Raw genomic sequence first — 18,356 nt, forward strand, 5'->3', positions numbered from 1 at the left:
CGGATTACGCTGCGCTCCATCCGGGCTACGGCAGCACTACATCCCGCCCATCTTGCAGACGAGCTTCCATTCCTCGGCCGTCACCGGCTGCACCGAGAGCCGCGAATATTTCACCAGCGCCATGTCGGCGAGCTTCTTCTCGGCCTTGATCGCGGCCATCGTCACCGGACTCTTCAACGGCTTGTCGGCCTTGATGTCGACGCAGACGAATTTTTCCGTCTTGTCGGTCGGATCGGGATAGGCTTCCTTGATAACTTCCGCGATGCCGACGATCTCCTTGCCCTCGTTGGAATGATAGAAGAACGCCTTGTCGCCCTTCTTCATGGCGACGAGGTTCTGGCGCGCGGTGTAATTGCGCACGCCGGTCCAGGCTTCGCCCTTGGCGCCCTTCGCCACCTGCTGGTCCCAGGACCACACCGATGGTTCGGATTTCACCAGCCAGTATGCCATCTTCATTCCTCTGCCTTGAAAGGTCGCGCCATCAGCCCCGAGATCGCGGCATCGATCGTGCTTCTGCCGGTCAGGATCGATGCGACGGCTTCCGATACTGGCATTTCGATGTTTTGCGAAGCCGCGAGCTCGATCAGTACCGGCGCGGTGAATTCGCCTTCGGCAAGCTTGCCGGTGGGCGGCTGCTCGCTGCGGCCAAGCGCCAGGCCGAGCGCAAAATTGCGCGATTGTGGGCTCGAGCAGGTCAGGATCAGATCGCCGAGGCCAGACAGGCCCGTGAGTGTTTCGCTGCGTGCGCCGAGCGCGCGGCCGAGGCGTGTCAGCTCGGCAAAGGCGCGGGTGGTGAGTGCGGCCTGGGCGGAAGCGCCGAGCTTGCGCCCGACCGCGATGCCGACCGCGATCGCCAGCACGTTCTTGGCGGCGCCGCCGATCTCGACGCCGCGGACATCGGTGGAGTGATAGGGCCGGAAGGTCGTCGAGCCCAGCGCCTGCACCAGGCTGTTGGCCAGCGCTTCCTCCCTCGCCGCCAGCGTGACCGCGGTCGGCAGGCCACGCGCGACATCATCGGCAAAGCTCGGGCCCGACAGGATCGCCGGCTGCGCGTGAGGCGCGGCCTCGGCGATCACGTCGGTCATGAATTTATGGGTGCCGTGCTCGATGCCTTTGGCGCAGGCAATGATCGGCACCGGCTTTTCCAGGTGGGAGGCGAGCATGTTGACAGCACCGCGCAGATGCTGCGCGGGCACTGCGATCAGCAGCATGTCCGCCTGCGCGGCGAGGGCCAGGTCGCTCGTCACGACGATCTCCGGCGCAAGCCGCACGCCCGCCAGCCGCGGATTGTCGCGGGTCGATGCGATCCGCGTCGCGTGCTCGGGATTGCGCGCCCACAGCGTCACGTTCCGTCCGGCCCGCGCCGCCACCATCGCCAGCGCCGTCCCCCAGGCGCCCGCGCCGATCACCGCGACGGAGTGGAATGCGGCCATCGCTAGAATCCCGCGCGCGTTTTGCCGTATCCGGCCGGTGCCGTCGCGTTCGCATCGAGCAGCCAGCGCGCGCGGGGCTGTGCTTCCATCGTGTCGGTCATGCCGAGTGCGAGACGTTCGGCGCCGGCCCAGGCGATCATTGCACCATTGTCGGTGCAGAGCGCCGGCGGCGGCATGATCAATTGTGTTCCGGCTTTCCTCGCAACCTCATCCAAGGCGCCGCGGATCGCCTGATTGGCGGCGACACCGCCGGCCGCCACCAGCGCACGCGGCGCATCGAACTGCTCGCGGAAAAGTTTCAGACCCACGCTCAACCGGTCGGCGGTGGAATCGAGCACGGCAGCCTGGAAGCTCGCGCAGAGATCGCTGACGTCCTGCGGTGTGATCTCGACCAACCGGCTCGCTTCGTTACGCACCGCCGTCTTCAATCCCGACAGCGAGAAGTTGGCGTCGGGGCGTCCCTGCAGCGGCCGCGGAAATGCAAAGCGCGCGGCATCGCCGCTGGCTGCCGCGCGCTCGACCTGCGGCCCGCCCGGATAGGGCAGGCCCAGCATCTTCGCGACCTTGTCGAAGGCTTCGCCGATTGCATCGTCGACGGTGGTGCCGAGCCGCACATACTGTCCGACGCCGGTGACGGCAACGATCTGGGTATGGCCGCCCGAGGCGAGAAACAGGCAATAGGGAAATTCGAGTGCATCGGTCAGGCGCGGTGTCAGCGCATGCGCTTCCAGATGGTTCACCGCGACCAGCGGCGTGTCGTGCACCATCGCGATCGCCTTCGCGGTGGTGAGCCCGACGATGACGCCGCCGATCAGCCCCGGGCCCGCGGCGGCCGCGACACCGTCGAGCTGGGCGAAGTCGATGCCGGCCTCAGTCATGGCGCGGTCGATGATGCTGTCGAGCCGGTCGACATGGGCGCGGGCTGCGATCTCCGGTACCACGCCGCCGAAACGGGCATGCTCCTCGACCTGCGACCACACGATATTGGACAGGATCCTGCCGCTGCCGTCAGGCGCACGCTCGATCACCGCCGCGGCGGTCTCGTCGCAGGTGGTTTCGATGCCCAGTACCAGCATTGGCGAATTGTTATCCAATTTGCGCCCTTCTCACCCCCCTTGCGCTGATCCGCAAAGCAGAGTTCTGGTACGTCCGGTAGCATTCCGGGGTCGGCCAACGCAATCGTCACGCGCGGCCGTCCCTCGTGAAAGCGCCACCGCCACGTGGCTCGGGAACACAAGCGATGTCCATTCTTGTCACACGGCCGCATCCCGACAATGAGGCGACGTCGGAAAATCTGCGTGCACGGGGGCATGTGGTGCTGCTCGCGCCGGTGCTCAAGTTCGAGCCGGTCGCCTTCCATGACGAGAGTGAAGCAAGCTACAGCGCCGTCATTGTCACGTCGGCGAATGCAATTCGTGGTGTCGCACCGCAATTGCAGGACCTTGGTCTCCTGGAACTGCCGCTGTTCGCGGTCGGCGTGCACACGGCCGCCGCCGCGCGCGATGCCGGCTTTGCCGAGGTGGTCGTCGCCGGAGGCGATGCCGCCGCCTTGCGCGACAAGGTGATGCAGAGCGCGCGCGACAAGCGGCTCAGCAAAAAGAGCACGCTGCTCTATCTCGCGGGCGCGGATCTGTCGCGCGACCTCGGCAGTGAGCTGGGCGCCGAAGGCTTTAACGTCATCACGCAGACGACCTATCGCATGGCCCCGGTCAAGCTGTTGCCGCGCGATGTCTGTGAGGGCTTTGCCGCCCATGGAATCGAGGCGGTGCTGCATTACTCCCGGCGCAGCGCGCGGGCTTTCCTGGAGGCCGCGCGGGACGAAGGTGTCGAAATCTCGGCTCTGGCGATCCCGCAATGCTGCCTGTCCGAGACGGTCGCAGGCGTGCTGCGCGAGGCTGGTGCCTCGCAGGTTCTGGTGGCCGCGACCCCAGACGAAAATGCCTTAATTGACACCTTGGAGCGTGCTTTGCGCACCCGTTTGGCGTAAGAGGTCGGGCCGAATCCGACGCAATCGGGTCCGTTTAGGGCATGTAAGTGTGAGGAACCGTCACGATGGCCGACGACAAGCCTGAAGACGCAGGATTGGCTCCCGAGTCCGGCCGTGCCAAGCGCACTCCGCCCACCATTGACCTCGAGGCGACCGAAGTCTCGACCCAGCCGCAGGAGGTGGTGGGCGAGCCTGTGGCCGCGACCGAACAGGCCGCGGATGAGCAAGCCAAATTTGAAGAGGCCAAATCTGAAGAGGCAAAGTCTGAAGAGGGCAAGTCCGAACAGGCCAATGCCGCGCCGCAGCCCGAACCTGCCGAGGAAGAGTCATCCGTTGCGTCCGCGTCCGTATCGCCGTCGATTTCACCCTGGGTTATTGCTCCGTTCTCCGGCGCTGTCGCAGCCGCCATTGTGATCGCGGTCGGCTGGATGCTGGGCTGGCCTGCGGTGCAGGCGCCGGCTGCTCCGCAAGTGACGGGCGCAACGGTCGAGGCGCTGAGCGGTCGCGTGGCCGCGGTCGAAGCCAAGGCGGGCAAGCCTGCCGCCGATCCGGCCATAATTGCGCGGATCGATGCGCTGGAGAAATCCGCAACGAGCCTGCGCAGCGACATCGCCACTCTGCGCGCGCAGTCCGACAAGACTGCCAGCGCCCTGAACGGCGCGAAACCGGCGCCGTCTGCTGCCGCGCCAGATATTGCCGCTCTCAACGGCCGCCTCGCGCAGCTCGAGCGTGCCAGCAAAACCGAACGTGCGGAACTCGCACAGCAAAGCGAGAAGATCGCCGAGGCCAAGGCGATGGACGACAAGCCGCTGCGCCATGTGGTGGCGGCGGCCTTGCTCGACGTCGCCGTTCGCCACGGCGACGCTTACGAATCGCAGCTCGCCGCGGCGCGGTCGCTGGCAGCAAAGCCGGATACGCTTAAGCCGCTCGACACCTTTGCGTCGTCAGGCATTCCGACACCGGTCGCGCTCAGTCGCGAACTCCTCAACATCGTGCCGAAATTGTCGCCGCCGGCGGAAGCCCCGGCCAGCGGCACGGGAATCGTCGAGCGCCTTCAGGCGGGGGCGTCAAAACTCGTCCGCATCGAGCGTACCGATGGGGTGGGGACTGATCGCGGCGCCATCGTCGCGCGGGTGACGGCGGCTGCGTTGCGCAACGATTTCGTCGAGGCACGGCGCGAGTTGAAGACGCTGCCCGAGGCCGATCGCGCACCGGCACAGGCCTGGCTCGACAAGGCCGATGCCCGTGACGCCGCGCTCGCAGCCTCACGCAAATTCGCCGACGCCGCCATGGCGGATCTCGTCAAGCCTGGTCAATAAAGGTTCGCGCAACAATCTGCGCGTATAGGGATCGTCATGCTTCGCATCGTCCTCTTCCTCGTCCTGATCGCGCTGGCGGCGGCCGGCGCGGCCTGGGTTGCCGATCAGCCCGGCGACCTCGTCCTGACCGCGGGCAGTTTCCGCGCCACAACGACGCTTCCCCGATTCGTGTTCTTGCTTGGCCTCTTTGCCGCGGCAGTCGTGCTGGTCTGGAGCCTGCTGACGATGGTCTGGCGCGCTCCTGGGCGTCTGCGCCGCCGTCGTCACGAAAAGCGTCATGCGCGGGGCCGCCACGCCATTACCCACGGGCTGCTTGCGATCGGCCATGGCGACACCGCGCTTGCCCGTCGTCACGCCGATACCGCGCGGCGGCTGGCCGCAAACGATCCCCTTGCGCTACTCTTGCATGCGCAGTCGGCGCAGCTCGAGGGCAATCGCGACGAGGCCCAGCGCGTCTTCCGTGCCATGGCCGAGCGCGAGGACACGCGCCTGCTCGGCCTGCGTGGCCTGTTCATCGAGGCGCAGCGCGCCGACGATGCGGTCGGCGCCGTGATGATCGCCGAGGAAGCGATCAAGCTGTCGCCGTCCTCGACCTGGGCCTCGCATGCGGTGCTCGGCTTCCGCTGCGCGCGCGGTGACTGGAGCGGCGCGCTCGCGATCCTCGATTCGAATCTGTCCGCGGGCCTGATCGACAAGCAGGCCTATCGCCGCCAGCGCGGCGTGCTGCTCGCCGCCCGCGCGCTGGAATTGGAAACGATGGACCGCGACGTCGCGCGCGAGAGCGTGATGCAGGCGGTCAAGCTCGCGCCGACCCTGGTCCCGGCCGCGGTGCTCGCCGCAAAATTCGAGAGCGAGGCGCATCAGGTACGCCGCGCCATGAAGCTGGTGGAAACCGCTTGGCTCGCCAATCCGCATCCTGATCTCGCGGATGCCTATGCGCATGTGAAGCTCGGCGATTCCGCGCGGCAGCGTTTGCAGCGGGTCGAGACGCTTGCGGCCAAGATTCCTGCCGACAAGGCTGGTTATGTCGAGGGCCAGCTGGCGATCGCGCGCGCCGCGATCGATGCGTCTGAGTTCGCCCGTGCGCGCGCGGTGCTGGCGCCTTACGTCAACGATCCGACCCAGCGCGTGGCGCTGCTGATGGCCGAGATCGAGCGCACGGAGCATGGTGACGGCGGCCGGGCCCGCGCCTGGACCTTGCGCGCGGTGCGCGCCCGCCATGATCCGGCCTGGACCGCGGACGGTTATGTCAGCGACCGCTGGCGTCCGGTCTCCCCGGTCACCGGCCGCCTCGACGCCTTCCAGTGGCAAGCACCGGTCGCCAGTCTTCCATCCGACAAGGGCGCCATGATCGAATCCTCGGCCTTCGAGGAGGCCATGCTGGCGGCCCCGCCACCGAAGCGGGTGACGGCGGCCCCGAGCGAGAGCTCCGTGGAACCGGCTGTCATCGCGCCGGATCCGGCGCCTGCCGCGCAGGACAATTCGCCGCCCCTTGAGACCCAGGAAATCTCAAAGGAAGCCGTCAAGGAGACCGCCAAGGAAACCGTCAACGAAGAGCCGGTCGTCACGCCCGCCGAGCCGGTCAAACCTGCCCCTGAGATCGCCGAATCATCGCCCGCGGTGGCGACGCCGGTGTTCAGGACCCGCGCCGACCTCGGCAAACCTGCACCAGCGCCTATTCCCGCCGTCATCCCGATCGTCCGCGCCCCGGATGATCCCGGGATCGACGACGAGGGTCCGAGCGATGAATTTACGGAACAAATCGGCACGCCCAGGGACCATGCAAAGGCCCAGGCCGGCGGCTGGCGCGGATTCTGGTCTCGCTGGGGTGGGTGAGCGGCATTTGGGAGCCGGCTCCACCTTGCCAATTCGGGCCATGCCCGATATCAGGAGCGCGCGTATCGGGACCGGCCTCGCGCGGGCCCCGGCAGAGTTCGCCGCAATAGCTCAGTTGGTAGAGCACGTCATTCGTAATGACGGGGTCGGGGGTTCGAATCCCTCTTGCGGCACCAGCGCTCACAGCTCATTTGATCTCCGCACGCCAGACGTTCTGACCGGCGCAGACGGTCATCATGCGCGCACTGCGCAGATGAGTCCGGTCGAGCGCAGCCATTGCATCAGCGTGGCATCAATATCGCACGGCAGCCTGAGTGATCGTAATCACATAACCGCGCGATCGGCTCTCCTAGTGTCCAGCTCACGCCAAACACGGGGAGATTTCATATGCGCAAGATCATTCTGGTGGCCGCCATGGTGCTGGTCTCTGCCTCTGCCTCTGCCCAGGCCGGAGGCCCGCGCAGCCTGTCGCTGTCCGCGGCGAGCGAGCCGGCTTCGGCTCAGCAAATGGCGCCGGCGCTTGCTGCCGCGCCGACGCAGGTGAGCGAAGCAGCGCCAGCCGCCGAAGCTCCGAAATATCTCGATCGCCCGCCGGCGGTTTCGCTTGCTGCGCCTGCGGCGGCCGCCGCACCCACGACCACCCCGACGGCCACGACGGCCTCAGCGCCCGCGACGACGACCCAGCCCGCCGCGAAGACCACCGCCAAGGCGGATAAGCCGAAGCACAAGCGCTCCTGGACCGAAGGCCGCATCATCAGCGAGCTGCATCGCCACGGCATCTACTGGTAAGGTGCCTGCTCTCAAAACGCACATGGCCGGGACAAGCCCGGCCATGACGCAAGAGTTTTGGATCGGACTGGACGCGTTACTGCGAAACCGTCTGCACCACGCTTCCGATCGGACGTGCGCTCGAGGTCGGCACTTTCAGATCCTTCAGCAATGCTTCGTCATATTCCGGCAGCGACTCGAGCGTTGTCTTGGCCTTCATCTGCACGACCTTGTAGCCGCCGGCCTTGAGCCGCGCGAGCAGCGCCGGCATCGCTTCGCCGGTATGCTTCTGGAAGTCGTGCATCAGGATGATGCCCTTGCCGAGCTTGTCCAGCCTGGTCATCACGGTCTCGATGATCTTCTCCGGCGTCGCGCCCTTCCTGAAGTCGAAGGAGTCGATGTCGGTCGAGAACATCGCGACGTTGCGGGTGCCGAAATAGCTCACGATCGCCGGATTGTGCTGCAGCTGTGGGAAGCGGAAGAACGGCGCCGGGTTGGTGCCGAGCGCGTATTTCACCGCGCTAATGCCCTTCTCGACCTCGTCCTTGGCCATCTGCTCGGTCATCTTCTTGCCGTTCAGATTGACGTGCGACCAGGTGTGAGTGCCGACCGTGTGGCCCTGGGCCAGCACCTGGCGCAGGATTTCGGGATGGTAGGTCGCATGCTTGCCGACCGAGAAGAACAGGCCCTTGGTGCATTCATCGGCGAGCGCCTTCAGCACGGCGGGCGTGTTGACCGGCCAGGGACCGTCGTCGAACGTCAGCACGACCTCCTTGTCGGTGAGGAAGTCGAACTGCTTGAAGTGATCGAAGCCGAAGCCCGGACCGCCGGTGGTGTCGATCTCGACCACGCGGGAGACGCCGAGCGCGTTCGGATTGGCGCAGGTCGCTTTCTGCTGAACCGGCATCGGCGCGGGTGTGGGCGCCGGGGCGGCTGCCGCCGGCTTGGCCGCAATCGCCGCCGTGGTCGCGACGTCGTCTTTGGCGGCGAGCTTCGCCTGTGCCGGCAATGGATCGGCGGCACGGGCGGCAATTGTCTTGGGAGCGGCCTGGTCGGCGCGCGAGGAATAATAAAACCAACCGCCGGCGGCAATCACGACCGCCGCAACTACACTGGCCAGCATCAGGCCCAACGCATTACGCATCGCCATTCTTTCCAATTACGCAACCAAACCGGCGGAATTTCCCGCTTGCCGAGCCATTAATGCGAAGGAACAGTTAACGTGACACCAACACGACAGCGGATATGAAGGAATTTCAGCGAGGTGCGCCAACGTGACCATAGTCACAGAGGGTGGCCTCCCGTGACCGTCATCACAGTGGAAACTGTTTTGCTGGAGCATGGTCAATCCCATCAACAACGGGCCCGCTTCCAGCGGTGCCAATGGGAGCTTCGAATGACCAACTCGCTGAACACCAAGTCTCTGAACGCCAAGTCCTTGAGTAACAAGATCCGCGACACCAGCCTGGCTCTGGGCTTTGCCGCCATCCTCTCGATCGCCTCGACCGGCTCCAGCTTCGCCTTCTCCTCCGAAGCCCAGCAGCAGTGCACCGGCGACGCTTTCCGCCTGTGCTCGTCGGAAATCCCGAACATCCCGAAGATCACGGCGTGCATGGTGAAGCATCGTTCGGATCTGAGCGCCGGTTGCCGTGCGGTGATGGACAAGGACCTCGCCAAGGGCGGCGCGTCACGCAAGGTCGCTGACGCCCAGGACAGCCAGTAAAGAGACAGTCAATAAGAGCCAGTAACAGCACGATAGCGTCGTTGCGTCTGTAAGCTCCCCTCGCGATGTGCCCCGGCGTCAAGCCGGGGCCACGCGGCGGCGCAAGCCCGCCTGCCAACAAAGCCGTTGCGGCCTCGGGATCGTCGCTCTAGCTTCCCCCGCACATCTTCCGGGTAAGAGGCATTACGCGATGACCAGAATTCTTTTCATCATTCCATTGATTCTGTTTGCATCGGCTGCGTCCGCGCAGCAGCCCGGTCACGACGCCTGTGCGCGCGACGTCACGCGCTTCTGCCGCCCGGTGATGAACAATGGCGATCAGGCTGTGCTCGCCTGCCTCAAGCAGAACCGTACGCGGCTCACCAAAGGCTGCGACAAGGTGCTGACGGATCACGGGCAGTAAGGCGTCGCCACGGACTCGCAAACCCTACGTGCTGCTTCCCGCCGCGGTGGCGACGACGGGCAGCACCTCACTTGCTGCCTGGTCCGGCGTCTCCTCTTTCCAGCGCACCGAGCCGAACGGACGCTCCAGCATGCGGCGGATCCGCACCGGATCGGGGCCGATGTGGAAATCGATCGCCTCCTGATGCAGAGCGCGTTCGGACTGCGTTGAGCGGTTGCGCTGGCGCAGATAGTCGAGCCAGGTCGGACAGTGGTAGCGCTCGGTCCACAATTCGGGATCGGCGATGTCGCGCGCGATCGACCAGCCATAGGCACCGTTGCGCTGGCGAGAGAGCTGCACGTCCTGCATCACGTTGTGAAAGGCGCGCGCGTTCTCTTGGGCGACGCGGTATTCGATCTCGACCACCAGCGGCCCGCTGCGTGCCGTGAGCGACAGTTTGACTTCCGGATCCGCCAGCACGTCGGCATCTTCGTTGCGGGCGCCGACGCGCGGCATCGTGAGCCAGATCCCGAGCACCGGCGAGATCAGCATCAGCCCGGCGGCCGTCAGCAGCGCGAGCTCGACGCCGGCATAGTCGGTGAGATGGCCCCAGCCCCAGGCGCCGATCGCGATGCCGCCGGAAATCGAGGCCTGGAACGCCGCGAGCGAGCGGCCGGCGACCCAGCGCGGCGCCGAGAGCTGCACGCCGATATTGAACAAAGCGACGGCGGCCATCCAGACCGCGCCGGCGAGCACCAGCGCAGCCGCGGTCAGCACCGGCTCGGTGCTCACGGCGAGAGCGGCCATCGCAAACGCCATCGAGATGGTGCAGGCGCGGATTGCGGCTTCGCCGCTCATGCGCTTGCGCAATTCGTGGATGTTGAGCGCTCCGACCACGGCGCCCATGCCGAAGGCGCCGAGCATGATGCCGTAGGTCTGCGCGCCGCCATGCAGCAGATCGCGCGCCACCAGCGGCATCAACGCCATGATGGCGCCGCCAATCAGGCCCATCACCAGCGTGCGCAACAGCACGATCTTGATCGGCGGCGAATTGGTGATGTAGCGGAAGCCCGACACCATGGCGCGGTTGAGCTTCTCCCGCGGCAGCCGCGAGGGTTCGGTGTTGCGCCGCCAGAGCAGCAGCACCACCAGCAACGGCAAATAGAGGATCGCGTTACACGCAAACGCCGCCACCGCGCCGAGCGCGGCGACGATGACGCCGCCGACGGCCGGACCGAAGCTGCGCGCGATGTTGTAGCTGATGCCGTTGAGCGCAACGGCCGACGGCAGGGCATCGGGCGGCACCTGCTCGCTGACGGAGGATTGCCAGGCCGGACCGAACAGTGCGTTGCCGCTGCCGACCACGAAGCAGAACGCGAGCAGCGTTTCCGGGGAAATGTAATTGAACCAGGCCAGGACCGTGAGCGCGGTCGCGCCGGTCAGCGCGATCATGAGCGCGATCAGGGTGACGATACGGCGGTCATACATGTCCGCGATGGCGCCTGCCGGCATCGAGATCAGCATGATAGGCAGCATCAAAGCGGTCTGCACCAGCGCCACCTTGTCCGCCGACGCCGCCATCTGCGTCATCGCCCAGGCGGCGCCCACGCCCTGGATCAGCAGGCCAAGATTGGAGAGCAGGCTGGCGAGCCAGATGCGCCGGAACACGGTGTACCGCAGCGGCGCCATGATGCCGTCGGCCGCAATTTTCTGACGGTTCGTCTGCTCGGTCATATCCCCTTCCAAATGGGCTGGCAGAAGTTGTCTTGACGTTGTCTTGGAGTGGTCTTCGGGCGATTCCGGCAAGTTCAGTGATGCCCGCGAAAGTCCTTCGCTGTCCAGTGGTTAGGCCGGTATAAGCGGTGCACAGAGATGGTTTTGCGGGGGAGGAACAGATGAAGCTGTCACGACGGATGATCTTGCAAGCGGCCGGCAGCTTGCCCTTCGCAGTTGCGAGCTTGCGGACGGGCGCGCTGGCCCAAACGGCATCCGCCCCGCGGAGCGAGGTGCCGCCGATCCTGTTCGTCCACGGCAATGGCGATTACGACGCGCTCTGGATGACCACCATGTGGCGGATGGAATCCAACGGCATTGCGCGCGATCGCATGCATGCGATCAATTTCACCGATCCCAATGCACGAAGCGACGACAAGGTCGAGCAGGCGGCCCGCTCCTCGACCGAGGACCAGCGCCGCGAGCTCGCCGCCGCCATCGTTGAATTGAAGCGTCGGACCGGCGCAGCCCGCGTGGCGCTGGTCGGCAGCTCACGCGGCGGCTATGCGATCCGCAACGTCATCAAGAACGGCGGCGCCGGCGATGTCAGCCACGCCGTGCTGTGCGGCACGCCCAATCATGGTGTGTTCGCGACCGACGACCAGCCCAACAGCGAGTTCAACGGCCGCGGCGCGTTCCTGCGCAGCCTCAATGAGGGCGAGAGCGAGGTGACGCCGGATGTCGCCTTCCTGACCTTGCGCAGCGACGGCATGGACAAATACGCGCAAGCCGATGGCCGTTTCATCGGCAAGCCCGGTAAGCCAACCGGCGTCAGCGTCGAAGGTCCGGAGTTGAAGGGGGCCAGCAACCTCGTGCTCGGCGCACTCGATCATCGCGAAGTGGCGTTTCACCCCCGAGCCTTCCGCGAGATCTATAAGTTCATCGCCGGCCGCGAGCCCGCGCGCATTGCGATCATGCCGGAGGAGAGCGTGAAGCTGAGTGGCCTTGTTACCGGCACACCCGGCGGCGTGTCGACCAACCGCCCGGTGACGGGCGCAACGGTCGAAATATTCCGCGTCGACCCTGATACCGGGGAGCGCAAAGGCAGCCCTGTGCACAGCTCGAAGACCGGCACCGACGGTCGCTGGGGACCGGCGCAGGTCGAGCCTTCCTGGTCTCTCGAATTCGCCCTCGCATCGCCGGATGCGCCGACGACCCACATCTACCGCTCGCCCTTCCCGCGCTCATCGGACGTGGTGCATCTGCGCGCCGCGCGTCCGCTTGGGCCCGCGGACAAGGACGCCGGCGCTGTCGTGATCATGTCGCGTCCGCGCGGCTATTTCGGCCTGCCGCGGGACGTGGTGCTGCTCGACGGCAAGGAGCCGGCGGACGTCAAATCGGGTGTGCCCACGGATTCGACAGCAACATTGCGCCTTCCGGCCGGCGAGGTCGGGCGTATCATCGTAGCCCAATTTGGCGAAGAACGAATTGTGGCACGCGCCTGGCCTGCCTCGGAGAACAGGATTGCGATTGCCGAGCTGACTTACTAGCTATTTGCCTGCGTTACCTCTGCGGGAGAGAGCCATGAACATCGCCAGCGTGCGTCGGCCCATCGTCCCTCCGACCCCGCCGCGTGCGCCCGACGACATGTCGTTCCTCGGCCGGCTTGCCGTGCTCAAGCGAAACATGATTGCGACCTGGGGGCAGCGCGCCTACGAGGAAGACGTGATCGAGGGCCGCTTCTTCTTCCGCAACAGTTTCATCCTGAACCGGCCGGATGCGATCCGGCATGTCCTGCTCAGCAATTACGAGAATTATTCGCGCACCCCGGCGGGCATCCGCATGCTCCGCCCCGTGCTCGGCGACGGTCTTCTCATTGCGGAGGGCCATTCGTGGACGTTTCAGCGCCGCACTCTCGCGCCGGCGTTCACGCCGCGGGCGACGGCAAATCTCGTTCCGCACATGACCGCGGTGCTCGACGAGACCATCGCGAAGCTCGACGGGCGAACGAGCGAGCCGGTCGATCTGCGCGAAATCATGCAGCGCATGACACTGGAGATCGCCGGACGCACCATGTTCTCGTTCGGCATGGACCGGCATGGTCCGACCTTGCGCAACTTCGTCATGGAATATGGAGCCCGACTCGGGCGGCCGTACTTGCTCGACATGGTGCTGCCGCTGTCCTGGCCGAGCCCGATGGATTTTGCCCGTGCCCGTTTCCGCAAGCGCTGGACTGAATTCGTCGCGATGCTGATCGCCGAGCGGCGCGAGATGGGCAAGAAGGACGGCGCGCCGCCGCGCGACCTGTTCGATCTCATGGACGAGGCGCGCGATCCTGAAACCGGCAAGGGCTTTTCGGACGAACAACTGGTCGACGAAGTCGCGACCATGATCCTCGCGGGTCACGAGACCACGGCGACCGCGCTGTTCTGGGCGCTCTATTTGCTCGCGCTCGATCCCGATACGCAGGAGGAGATCGCCTCCGAGACCCGTGGCGAACATCTCGACAGCATGGCCGACATCGATCGCCAGAAATTCACCCGCGCCGCGATCGAGGAGACCATGCGGCTTTATCCGCCGGCCTTCCTGATCGCCCGGGCCGCGCGCGAGAAGGACAACGCGGCCGGCGTCGCCATCGGCAAGGGCGACATCATCATGATCGCGCCATGGCTGCTGCACCGGCACGAGAAGCTGTGGGATCAGCCGAACGCGTTCATTCCAAAACGCTTCGTGTCGACCGACGCGCCCGATCGCTTCGCCTATTTGCCGTTCGGTGCGGGTCCGCGCGTCTGCATCGGCGCACCGTTCGCGCAAGCCGAATCCGTGCTGGCGTTGGCCCGGCTGATCGGTGCGTTCCGCGTCGAGCTTGCCGATACCAGCCCTGTCATTCCGCTCGGCGTCGTCACGACCCAGCCGGACCGTTCGCCGCTGTTCCGCATCACGCGTCGGTGACAGGCGTTCGCCTGGCCGACGGCGTGATCCACACCAGATAGAGTTGCGCCATGAGCGATATCCAGGCCCAGTTTTCCGTTCTGAAGCAGACCGCCGATGCGAAAGTGGTCGACGCGATCGCGCGCCTCATCGAGGATGGCGAAGATCACGAGCTCAACCGCGTCAATGTCCTCGACTTCGCGAAGCAGCATGGTCTCGATGAAGAGCACGCGATCTCGGCATTCCTGCATTCGGCGCGGCTCGGTCTGTTCGATCTGGGCTGGAATGTGCTGTGCCCGGGCTGCGGCGGCGTGTTGGGTGCGCACTCGACCCTGAAAGCGCTCAAGCCCGACGACTATCACTGCGCGCTGTGCGCCTGCGGCTACAAGGCCTCCGTCGATGATCAGGTCGAAGTCTCCTTCACCGTCAATTCACGTGTCCGGCGCATTGCGGCGCATGATCCCGATACGCTTCCGGTCTGGGAGTACTTCAAGCAGGTGTTCTGGAGTTCCGGCGTCGACTTCAACAAGGAATCGTTTGCGACGCTCGCCAACGAGGTGACGCTGGATACGATGGAGCTGCCGGCCGGCGAGAAGGCGACCATGTCGCTGCAACTGCCGAACGATTTCATCATCATCTTCGAACCGGTGACGCACGCGGCCCATTTCATCGACGTGCAGGGCGAGCCCACCAAGGACCGTCAGCAGCTCGCCATCATGTACAACAGGGTGCAGGCGCCGACGGGAACCACGACCATGCGGCCGGGCCCGCTGCGGCTGTCGCTGGAGAACCAGGCCGGCGTGCGCGTGCTGCCGTCGGTGTTCATCGCGGCCGAGGCGCTCCATCACCTCATCGGCAAGCGCAAGCCGTTCCTGACCGCCAAGCGGATGCTGTCGAACCAGACGTTTCGCGATGTCTTCAAGGCGGACAATCTCAGTCTCGACCAGCGGCTCCAGATCACCTCGCTGACCTTCCTGTTCACCGATCTGAAGGGATCGACCGCGCTCTATGAGCGCGTCGGCGATCTCGCCGCCTTCGACCTCGTGCGCGCGCATTTCCATGCGCTGCTCGAGATCATCTCCTCCGAGAAAGGCGCGGTGGTGAAGACCATCGGCGACGCCGTGATGGCGACCTTCGTCCGTCCCGAGCATGCGATCGCGGCGGGTTTGCGGATGCGCGCGGCGATGGACGAGCTCAACAAAAAGCGCGGCACCGCCGATCTCATCGTCAAGATCGGCATCCACGAAGGTCCGTGCCTCGCGGTGATGCTGAACGAGCGGCAGGATTATTTCGGCCAGACCGTCAACATCGCCGCCCGCGTGCAGAGCCTCTCGACCGCGCAGGAGATCCACATCACCGGCCCGGTGCTGGATGCACCGGCGGTCGCCGAAGTCCTCAAGCAGCGCGAAATCAGGCCGATCCAGAAGCAGGCCGCACTGCGCGGCATCGCCGACAAGATGGTGGTGTACGAGATACCGTGAGGGATCTGGGACGATGCTGCCACATTCTCCGTCATTGCGAGCGCAGCACTACGCCTCTCCGAGTCGTCCTGGCGAAAGCCAGGACCCATTACCCCAGGGAGTAGTTTGGCGAAGACTGCTTGTTCGGGACGGGTACCGCGGACAATCGATAGATTCCGCGGTATGGGTCCTGGCTTTCGCCAGGACGACATCAGTGGAGATTGCCGAAACGTAATGCAACGCGCGGAACTGACGCACGTTGCGCCGGTTGAGTTTCCTGCTCATATAATGCTGGTAGCAGTCGCGCTCCGCGGCTTCATCGATTTCGGTAGGACCTTATGCTCGACGGCCTGCGCCAATTCATCGCCGACATTGTTGCTCCCCATGCCCAGGACCGCGCATTCGGTGACAGTGATTACCGGCTGGCGGCGACCGCGCTGCTGGTTCACGTGATTTCGCTGGACGGCCAGCCGACGGCTGTCGAGCAGCGCAAGTTGCACAGCCTGATCGAAAGCCACTTCGGGCTCGATCGTGGCACCGCGGATCGTCTGATCGCGGATGCGACGGAGGTCGAGGGCGAGGCGGTCGACCTCTATCACTTCACCAGCATCATGATGCGCTCGCTCGACGAAGAAGGCCGCAAGCGGGTCGTCCAGATGATGTGGGAGCTGGTCTACGCCGACGGCCAGGTCACGGAGTTCGAGGATAATGTGGTCTGGCGCGCGTCCGACCTGCTGGGGATTTCGCAGCGGGACCGGATCGACCTGAAGCACGCGGTCGCAGATCGTGCCGGCGGCCAGGTCAAGGACAGCGCAGTCGGTGGGTGATCCGTGTCAACACCGCCAATTGGCGGTTGTGCAGACCACATGACGAAACTTTAATGTAGCCTCGGGCTGCCCGGGTTCCGGATTTCCCCTGTTAATCCGTGGTTTTCCTGCTTCCCCCGTTTCCCGCTCAAGTGGCTATGCGGCGGACGCCGCTTGCCTGTCGCGCACGGCCTATGCTCTCGTTCCAGCATTGCGGGGCCAAAAAACTTACATCAAGAGACTTCGATCGTGACTGAGCGGGTAACGTTGATCACCGGTGCCTCGGCGGGCATCGGCACGGAGCTGGCGCGTGTGTTCGCCGCGAACGGACATCGTCTTGCGCTGACGGCGCGGCGCGCGGACCGGCTCGAGGCGCTCGCGAACGAGCTCGCCGCTAAGGGCGGCAAGAAGCCGATTGTGATCGCCTGCGATCTCCAGGACGCGGATGCGGGCGAGAAGATCGCCGCCGTACTCGCTGCCGAAGGCGTCGAGCTCGATCATCTCGTCAACAATGCCGGCTTTGGCGTATTCGGTGACGCAGTCGAGCGCGACCGGGTCGAGCAACTCGGCATCGTAGATGTCAATGTCCGGGCTCTGACGGATCTGTCGCTGCGCTTTGCCGATCAGCTGATCAGGAACAAGGGCGGTCTTCTCAACGTCGGGTCGGTCGCCGGCTTTCTGCCCGGCCCCGGCATGGCCGTCTATTACGCGTCCAAGGCCTATGTCATTTCCCTGACCGAGGCCTTGCGGGCGGAGCTTGCACCGCATGGCGTTCGCGTCACCGTCCTTTGCCCGGGCCCGGTGCCCACCGAATTCCAGGCGCGCGCCCGCGTTGGGTCCGGACATGATACGGCCCTTCTCAATGTTCCTGCCGCCGATGTCGCACGGCAGGCCTATCGCGGCCTGATGGCCAACAAGCGGGCAGTGCTCCCCGGTCTGTGCATCAAGATGGTGCCATTCGCGCTGCGCTTCTTCCCGCGCGGCTTCATCCTGTACGCCACCAGCCGGTTTCAGAGGCAACGACACTAAAGGGAGCGCGCTCGGTCGGTCGTGGCCCGGAGCTTGCTTTCTATCGGGCGTGTGTGTGCGCAAACTCACACGAAATTAACGATCGCTTAGGTATGCTGGCGGTCTGAACCGATAGCACTCGCAGAGACCATGTCGTTCCGGACGGACAGATTTGGTGGCGCAGAAGTGGTGCCCTTCCCCAGAAGGACGCCGAACGTCGCCGCCTCCGAAACCCGGCTGCCGGTTCTGATCATCCTGCATCAGGAATCCTCGACGCCCGGCCGCGTCGGCAATGCGCTGCGCGCGCTCGGCCATCGCCTCGACATCCGCCGTCCCCGTTTCGGCGATCCGTTGCCCGAGACCCTCGACCAGCATGCCGGCGCGGTGGTCTTCGGCGGTCCCATGAGCGCCAACGATCCCGACGACTACATCCGCCGCGAGATCGACTGGATCGAAATCCCGCTCCGCGAACAGCGGCCGTTCCTCGGCATCTGCCTCGGCGCGCAGATGCTGGCGAAGCAGTTGGGGGCCCGCGTCGCGCCGCATGCGGATGCGCTGACCCAGATCGGCTACTACCCGATCCGCCCGACACCCGCGGGACACCGGCTCTGCCCGAATTGGCCGGCGCGGGTCTATCATTGGCATCGCGAAGGCTTCGAGTTGCCGGTCGGCGCTGAACTGCTTGCCGAAGGCGATGATTTTCCGGTGCAGGCATTCCGCACCGGCAACGCTTTCGGCGTGCAGTTCCATCCTGACGTGACCTACGCGATGATGCATTGCTGGACCACGCGCGGCTATGACGGCCTCAGCGCGCCCGGCGCGCGGCAGCGGCATCACCATTTCGCAGACCGTGCCGTCTACGATGCCGCCGAACGCGCCTGGCTCGATCATTTCATGGACGGCTGGCTGACGCGGCGGCCGGTTCTGGCGCAAGCAGCCGAGTGATCGCGCCTTAGCGCAAGCTCTTCTCATCCGTTTGTATGCTAGGCT

17 protein-coding genes and 1 tRNA gene are annotated in these 18,356 nt (G+C 65.2%); 13 read left to right on the forward strand and 5 right to left on the reverse strand.

Annotation, left to right across the window (positions count from 1 at the left end; all coding sequences use genetic code 11):
* Nucleotides 1-36: 36 nt before the first annotated feature.
* Genes AC0L3S_RS24140 through tsaD form a run of 3 tightly spaced genes read right to left on the reverse strand, consistent with a single transcriptional unit; the run spans nucleotide 37 to nucleotide 2,509 of the window.
* Entirely contained in the window at nucleotides 37-450 is a 414-nt protein-coding gene (locus tag AC0L3S_RS24140) for an EVE domain-containing protein (protein WP_473281720.1), read from the reverse strand.
* A 2-nt stretch (nucleotides 451-452) separates the two neighbouring features.
* On the reverse strand, nucleotides 453-1,433 hold the full coding sequence (locus AC0L3S_RS24145; RefSeq protein WP_473265589.1) for an NAD(P)H-dependent glycerol-3-phosphate dehydrogenase: 981 nt from the start codon (nucleotides 1,431-1,433) through the stop codon (nucleotides 453-455).
* Nucleotides 1,434-1,435: 2 nt separating this feature from the next.
* The gene (gene tsaD, locus AC0L3S_RS24150) at nucleotides 1,436-2,509 is read right to left on the reverse strand and encodes a tRNA (adenosine(37)-N6)-threonylcarbamoyltransferase complex transferase subunit TsaD (RefSeq protein WP_473281722.1); all 1,074 of its coding nucleotides are present in this window, start codon (nucleotides 2,507-2,509) and stop codon (nucleotides 1,436-1,438) included.
* Nucleotides 2,510-2,673: 164 nt separating this feature from the next.
* Here tsaD and AC0L3S_RS24155 point away from each other — a divergent pair, with 164 nt between their 5' ends.
* From AC0L3S_RS24155 to AC0L3S_RS24175, 5 genes are all read left to right on the forward strand, one after another.
* Nucleotides 2,674-3,420, forward strand: coding sequence for a uroporphyrinogen-III synthase (locus AC0L3S_RS24155; protein WP_473281725.1), 747 nt, complete (start codon nucleotides 2,674-2,676; stop codon nucleotides 3,418-3,420).
* Between the two features lie 65 nt (nucleotides 3,421-3,485).
* Nucleotides 3,486-4,739, forward strand: a complete 1,254-nt coding sequence (locus AC0L3S_RS24160; protein ID WP_473281727.1) for a COG4223 family protein — start codon at nucleotides 3,486-3,488, stop codon at nucleotides 4,737-4,739.
* A 36-nt stretch (nucleotides 4,740-4,775) separates the two neighbouring features.
* Nucleotides 4,776-6,575 (forward strand): heme biosynthesis HemY N-terminal domain-containing protein, encoded by a 1,800-nt coding sequence (locus tag AC0L3S_RS24165; protein WP_473281729.1) that lies wholly within the window; start codon nucleotides 4,776-4,778, stop codon nucleotides 6,573-6,575.
* Between the two features lie 100 nt (nucleotides 6,576-6,675).
* A tRNA-Thr gene (locus AC0L3S_RS24170) sits at nucleotides 6,676-6,751 on the forward strand.
* Nucleotides 6,752-6,962: 211 nt separating this feature from the next.
* Nucleotides 6,963-7,364: a hypothetical protein gene (locus tag AC0L3S_RS24175; protein ID WP_473281731.1), complete on the forward strand. Its 402-nt coding sequence runs from the start codon at nucleotides 6,963-6,965 to the stop codon at nucleotides 7,362-7,364.
* Between the two features lie 76 nt (nucleotides 7,365-7,440).
* Here AC0L3S_RS24175 and AC0L3S_RS24180 read toward each other — a convergent pair whose 3' ends face one another.
* Complete coding sequence (locus tag AC0L3S_RS24180) at nucleotides 7,441-8,487, reverse strand: polysaccharide deacetylase family protein (RefSeq protein WP_473281733.1); 1,047 nt, start codon at nucleotides 8,485-8,487, stop codon at nucleotides 7,441-7,443.
* A 252-nt stretch (nucleotides 8,488-8,739) separates the two neighbouring features.
* On the opposite strand from AC0L3S_RS24180, the gene AC0L3S_RS24185 reads away from it, so the two are divergent.
* A complete protein-coding gene (locus AC0L3S_RS24185) occupies nucleotides 8,740-9,066 on the forward strand; it encodes a hypothetical protein (protein WP_473281735.1) in 327 nt (108 codons plus the stop codon).
* 190 nt (nucleotides 9,067-9,256) lie between these two features.
* Nucleotides 9,257-9,469, forward strand: a complete 213-nt coding sequence (locus AC0L3S_RS24190; RefSeq protein ID WP_473265582.1) for a hypothetical protein — start codon at nucleotides 9,257-9,259, stop codon at nucleotides 9,467-9,469.
* A gap of 24 nt (nucleotides 9,470-9,493) precedes the next feature.
* Here AC0L3S_RS24190 and AC0L3S_RS24195 read toward each other — a convergent pair whose 3' ends face one another.
* Nucleotides 9,494-11,182 (reverse strand): MFS transporter, encoded by a 1,689-nt coding sequence (locus AC0L3S_RS24195; protein WP_473281737.1) that lies wholly within the window; start codon nucleotides 11,180-11,182, stop codon nucleotides 9,494-9,496.
* A gap of 161 nt (nucleotides 11,183-11,343) precedes the next feature.
* On the opposite strand from AC0L3S_RS24195, the gene AC0L3S_RS24200 reads away from it, so the two are divergent.
* The 6 genes from AC0L3S_RS24200 to AC0L3S_RS24225 all read left to right on the forward strand — a co-directional run bounded on the left by AC0L3S_RS24200 (nucleotide 11,344) and on the right by AC0L3S_RS24225 (nucleotide 18,311).
* Complete coding sequence (locus tag AC0L3S_RS24200) at nucleotides 11,344-12,711, forward strand: hydrolase (protein WP_473281739.1); 1,368 nt, start codon at nucleotides 11,344-11,346, stop codon at nucleotides 12,709-12,711.
* 34 nt (nucleotides 12,712-12,745) lie between these two features.
* A complete protein-coding gene (locus tag AC0L3S_RS24205; RefSeq protein WP_473265579.1) occupies nucleotides 12,746-14,113 on the forward strand; it encodes a cytochrome P450 in 1,368 nt (455 codons plus the stop codon).
* Nucleotides 14,114-14,163: 50 nt separating this feature from the next.
* The gene (locus AC0L3S_RS24210) at nucleotides 14,164-15,573 is read left to right on the forward strand and encodes an adenylate/guanylate cyclase domain-containing protein (RefSeq protein WP_247474935.1); all 1,410 of its coding nucleotides are present in this window, start codon (nucleotides 14,164-14,166) and stop codon (nucleotides 15,571-15,573) included.
* Nucleotides 15,574-15,890: 317 nt separating this feature from the next.
* Complete coding sequence (locus AC0L3S_RS24215; RefSeq protein ID WP_473281741.1) at nucleotides 15,891-16,379, forward strand: tellurite resistance TerB family protein; 489 nt, start codon at nucleotides 15,891-15,893, stop codon at nucleotides 16,377-16,379.
* A 228-nt stretch (nucleotides 16,380-16,607) separates the two neighbouring features.
* Nucleotides 16,608-17,387, forward strand: coding sequence for an SDR family NAD(P)-dependent oxidoreductase (locus AC0L3S_RS24220; protein WP_473281743.1), 780 nt, complete (start codon nucleotides 16,608-16,610; stop codon nucleotides 17,385-17,387).
* Nucleotides 17,388-17,516: 129 nt separating this feature from the next.
* Entirely contained in the window at nucleotides 17,517-18,311 is a 795-nt protein-coding gene (locus AC0L3S_RS24225) for a glutamine amidotransferase (RefSeq protein WP_473281745.1), read from the forward strand.
* Nucleotides 18,312-18,356: the final 45 nt, after the last annotated feature.

Source organism: Bradyrhizobium sp. Ken01 (assembly GCF_055807355.1).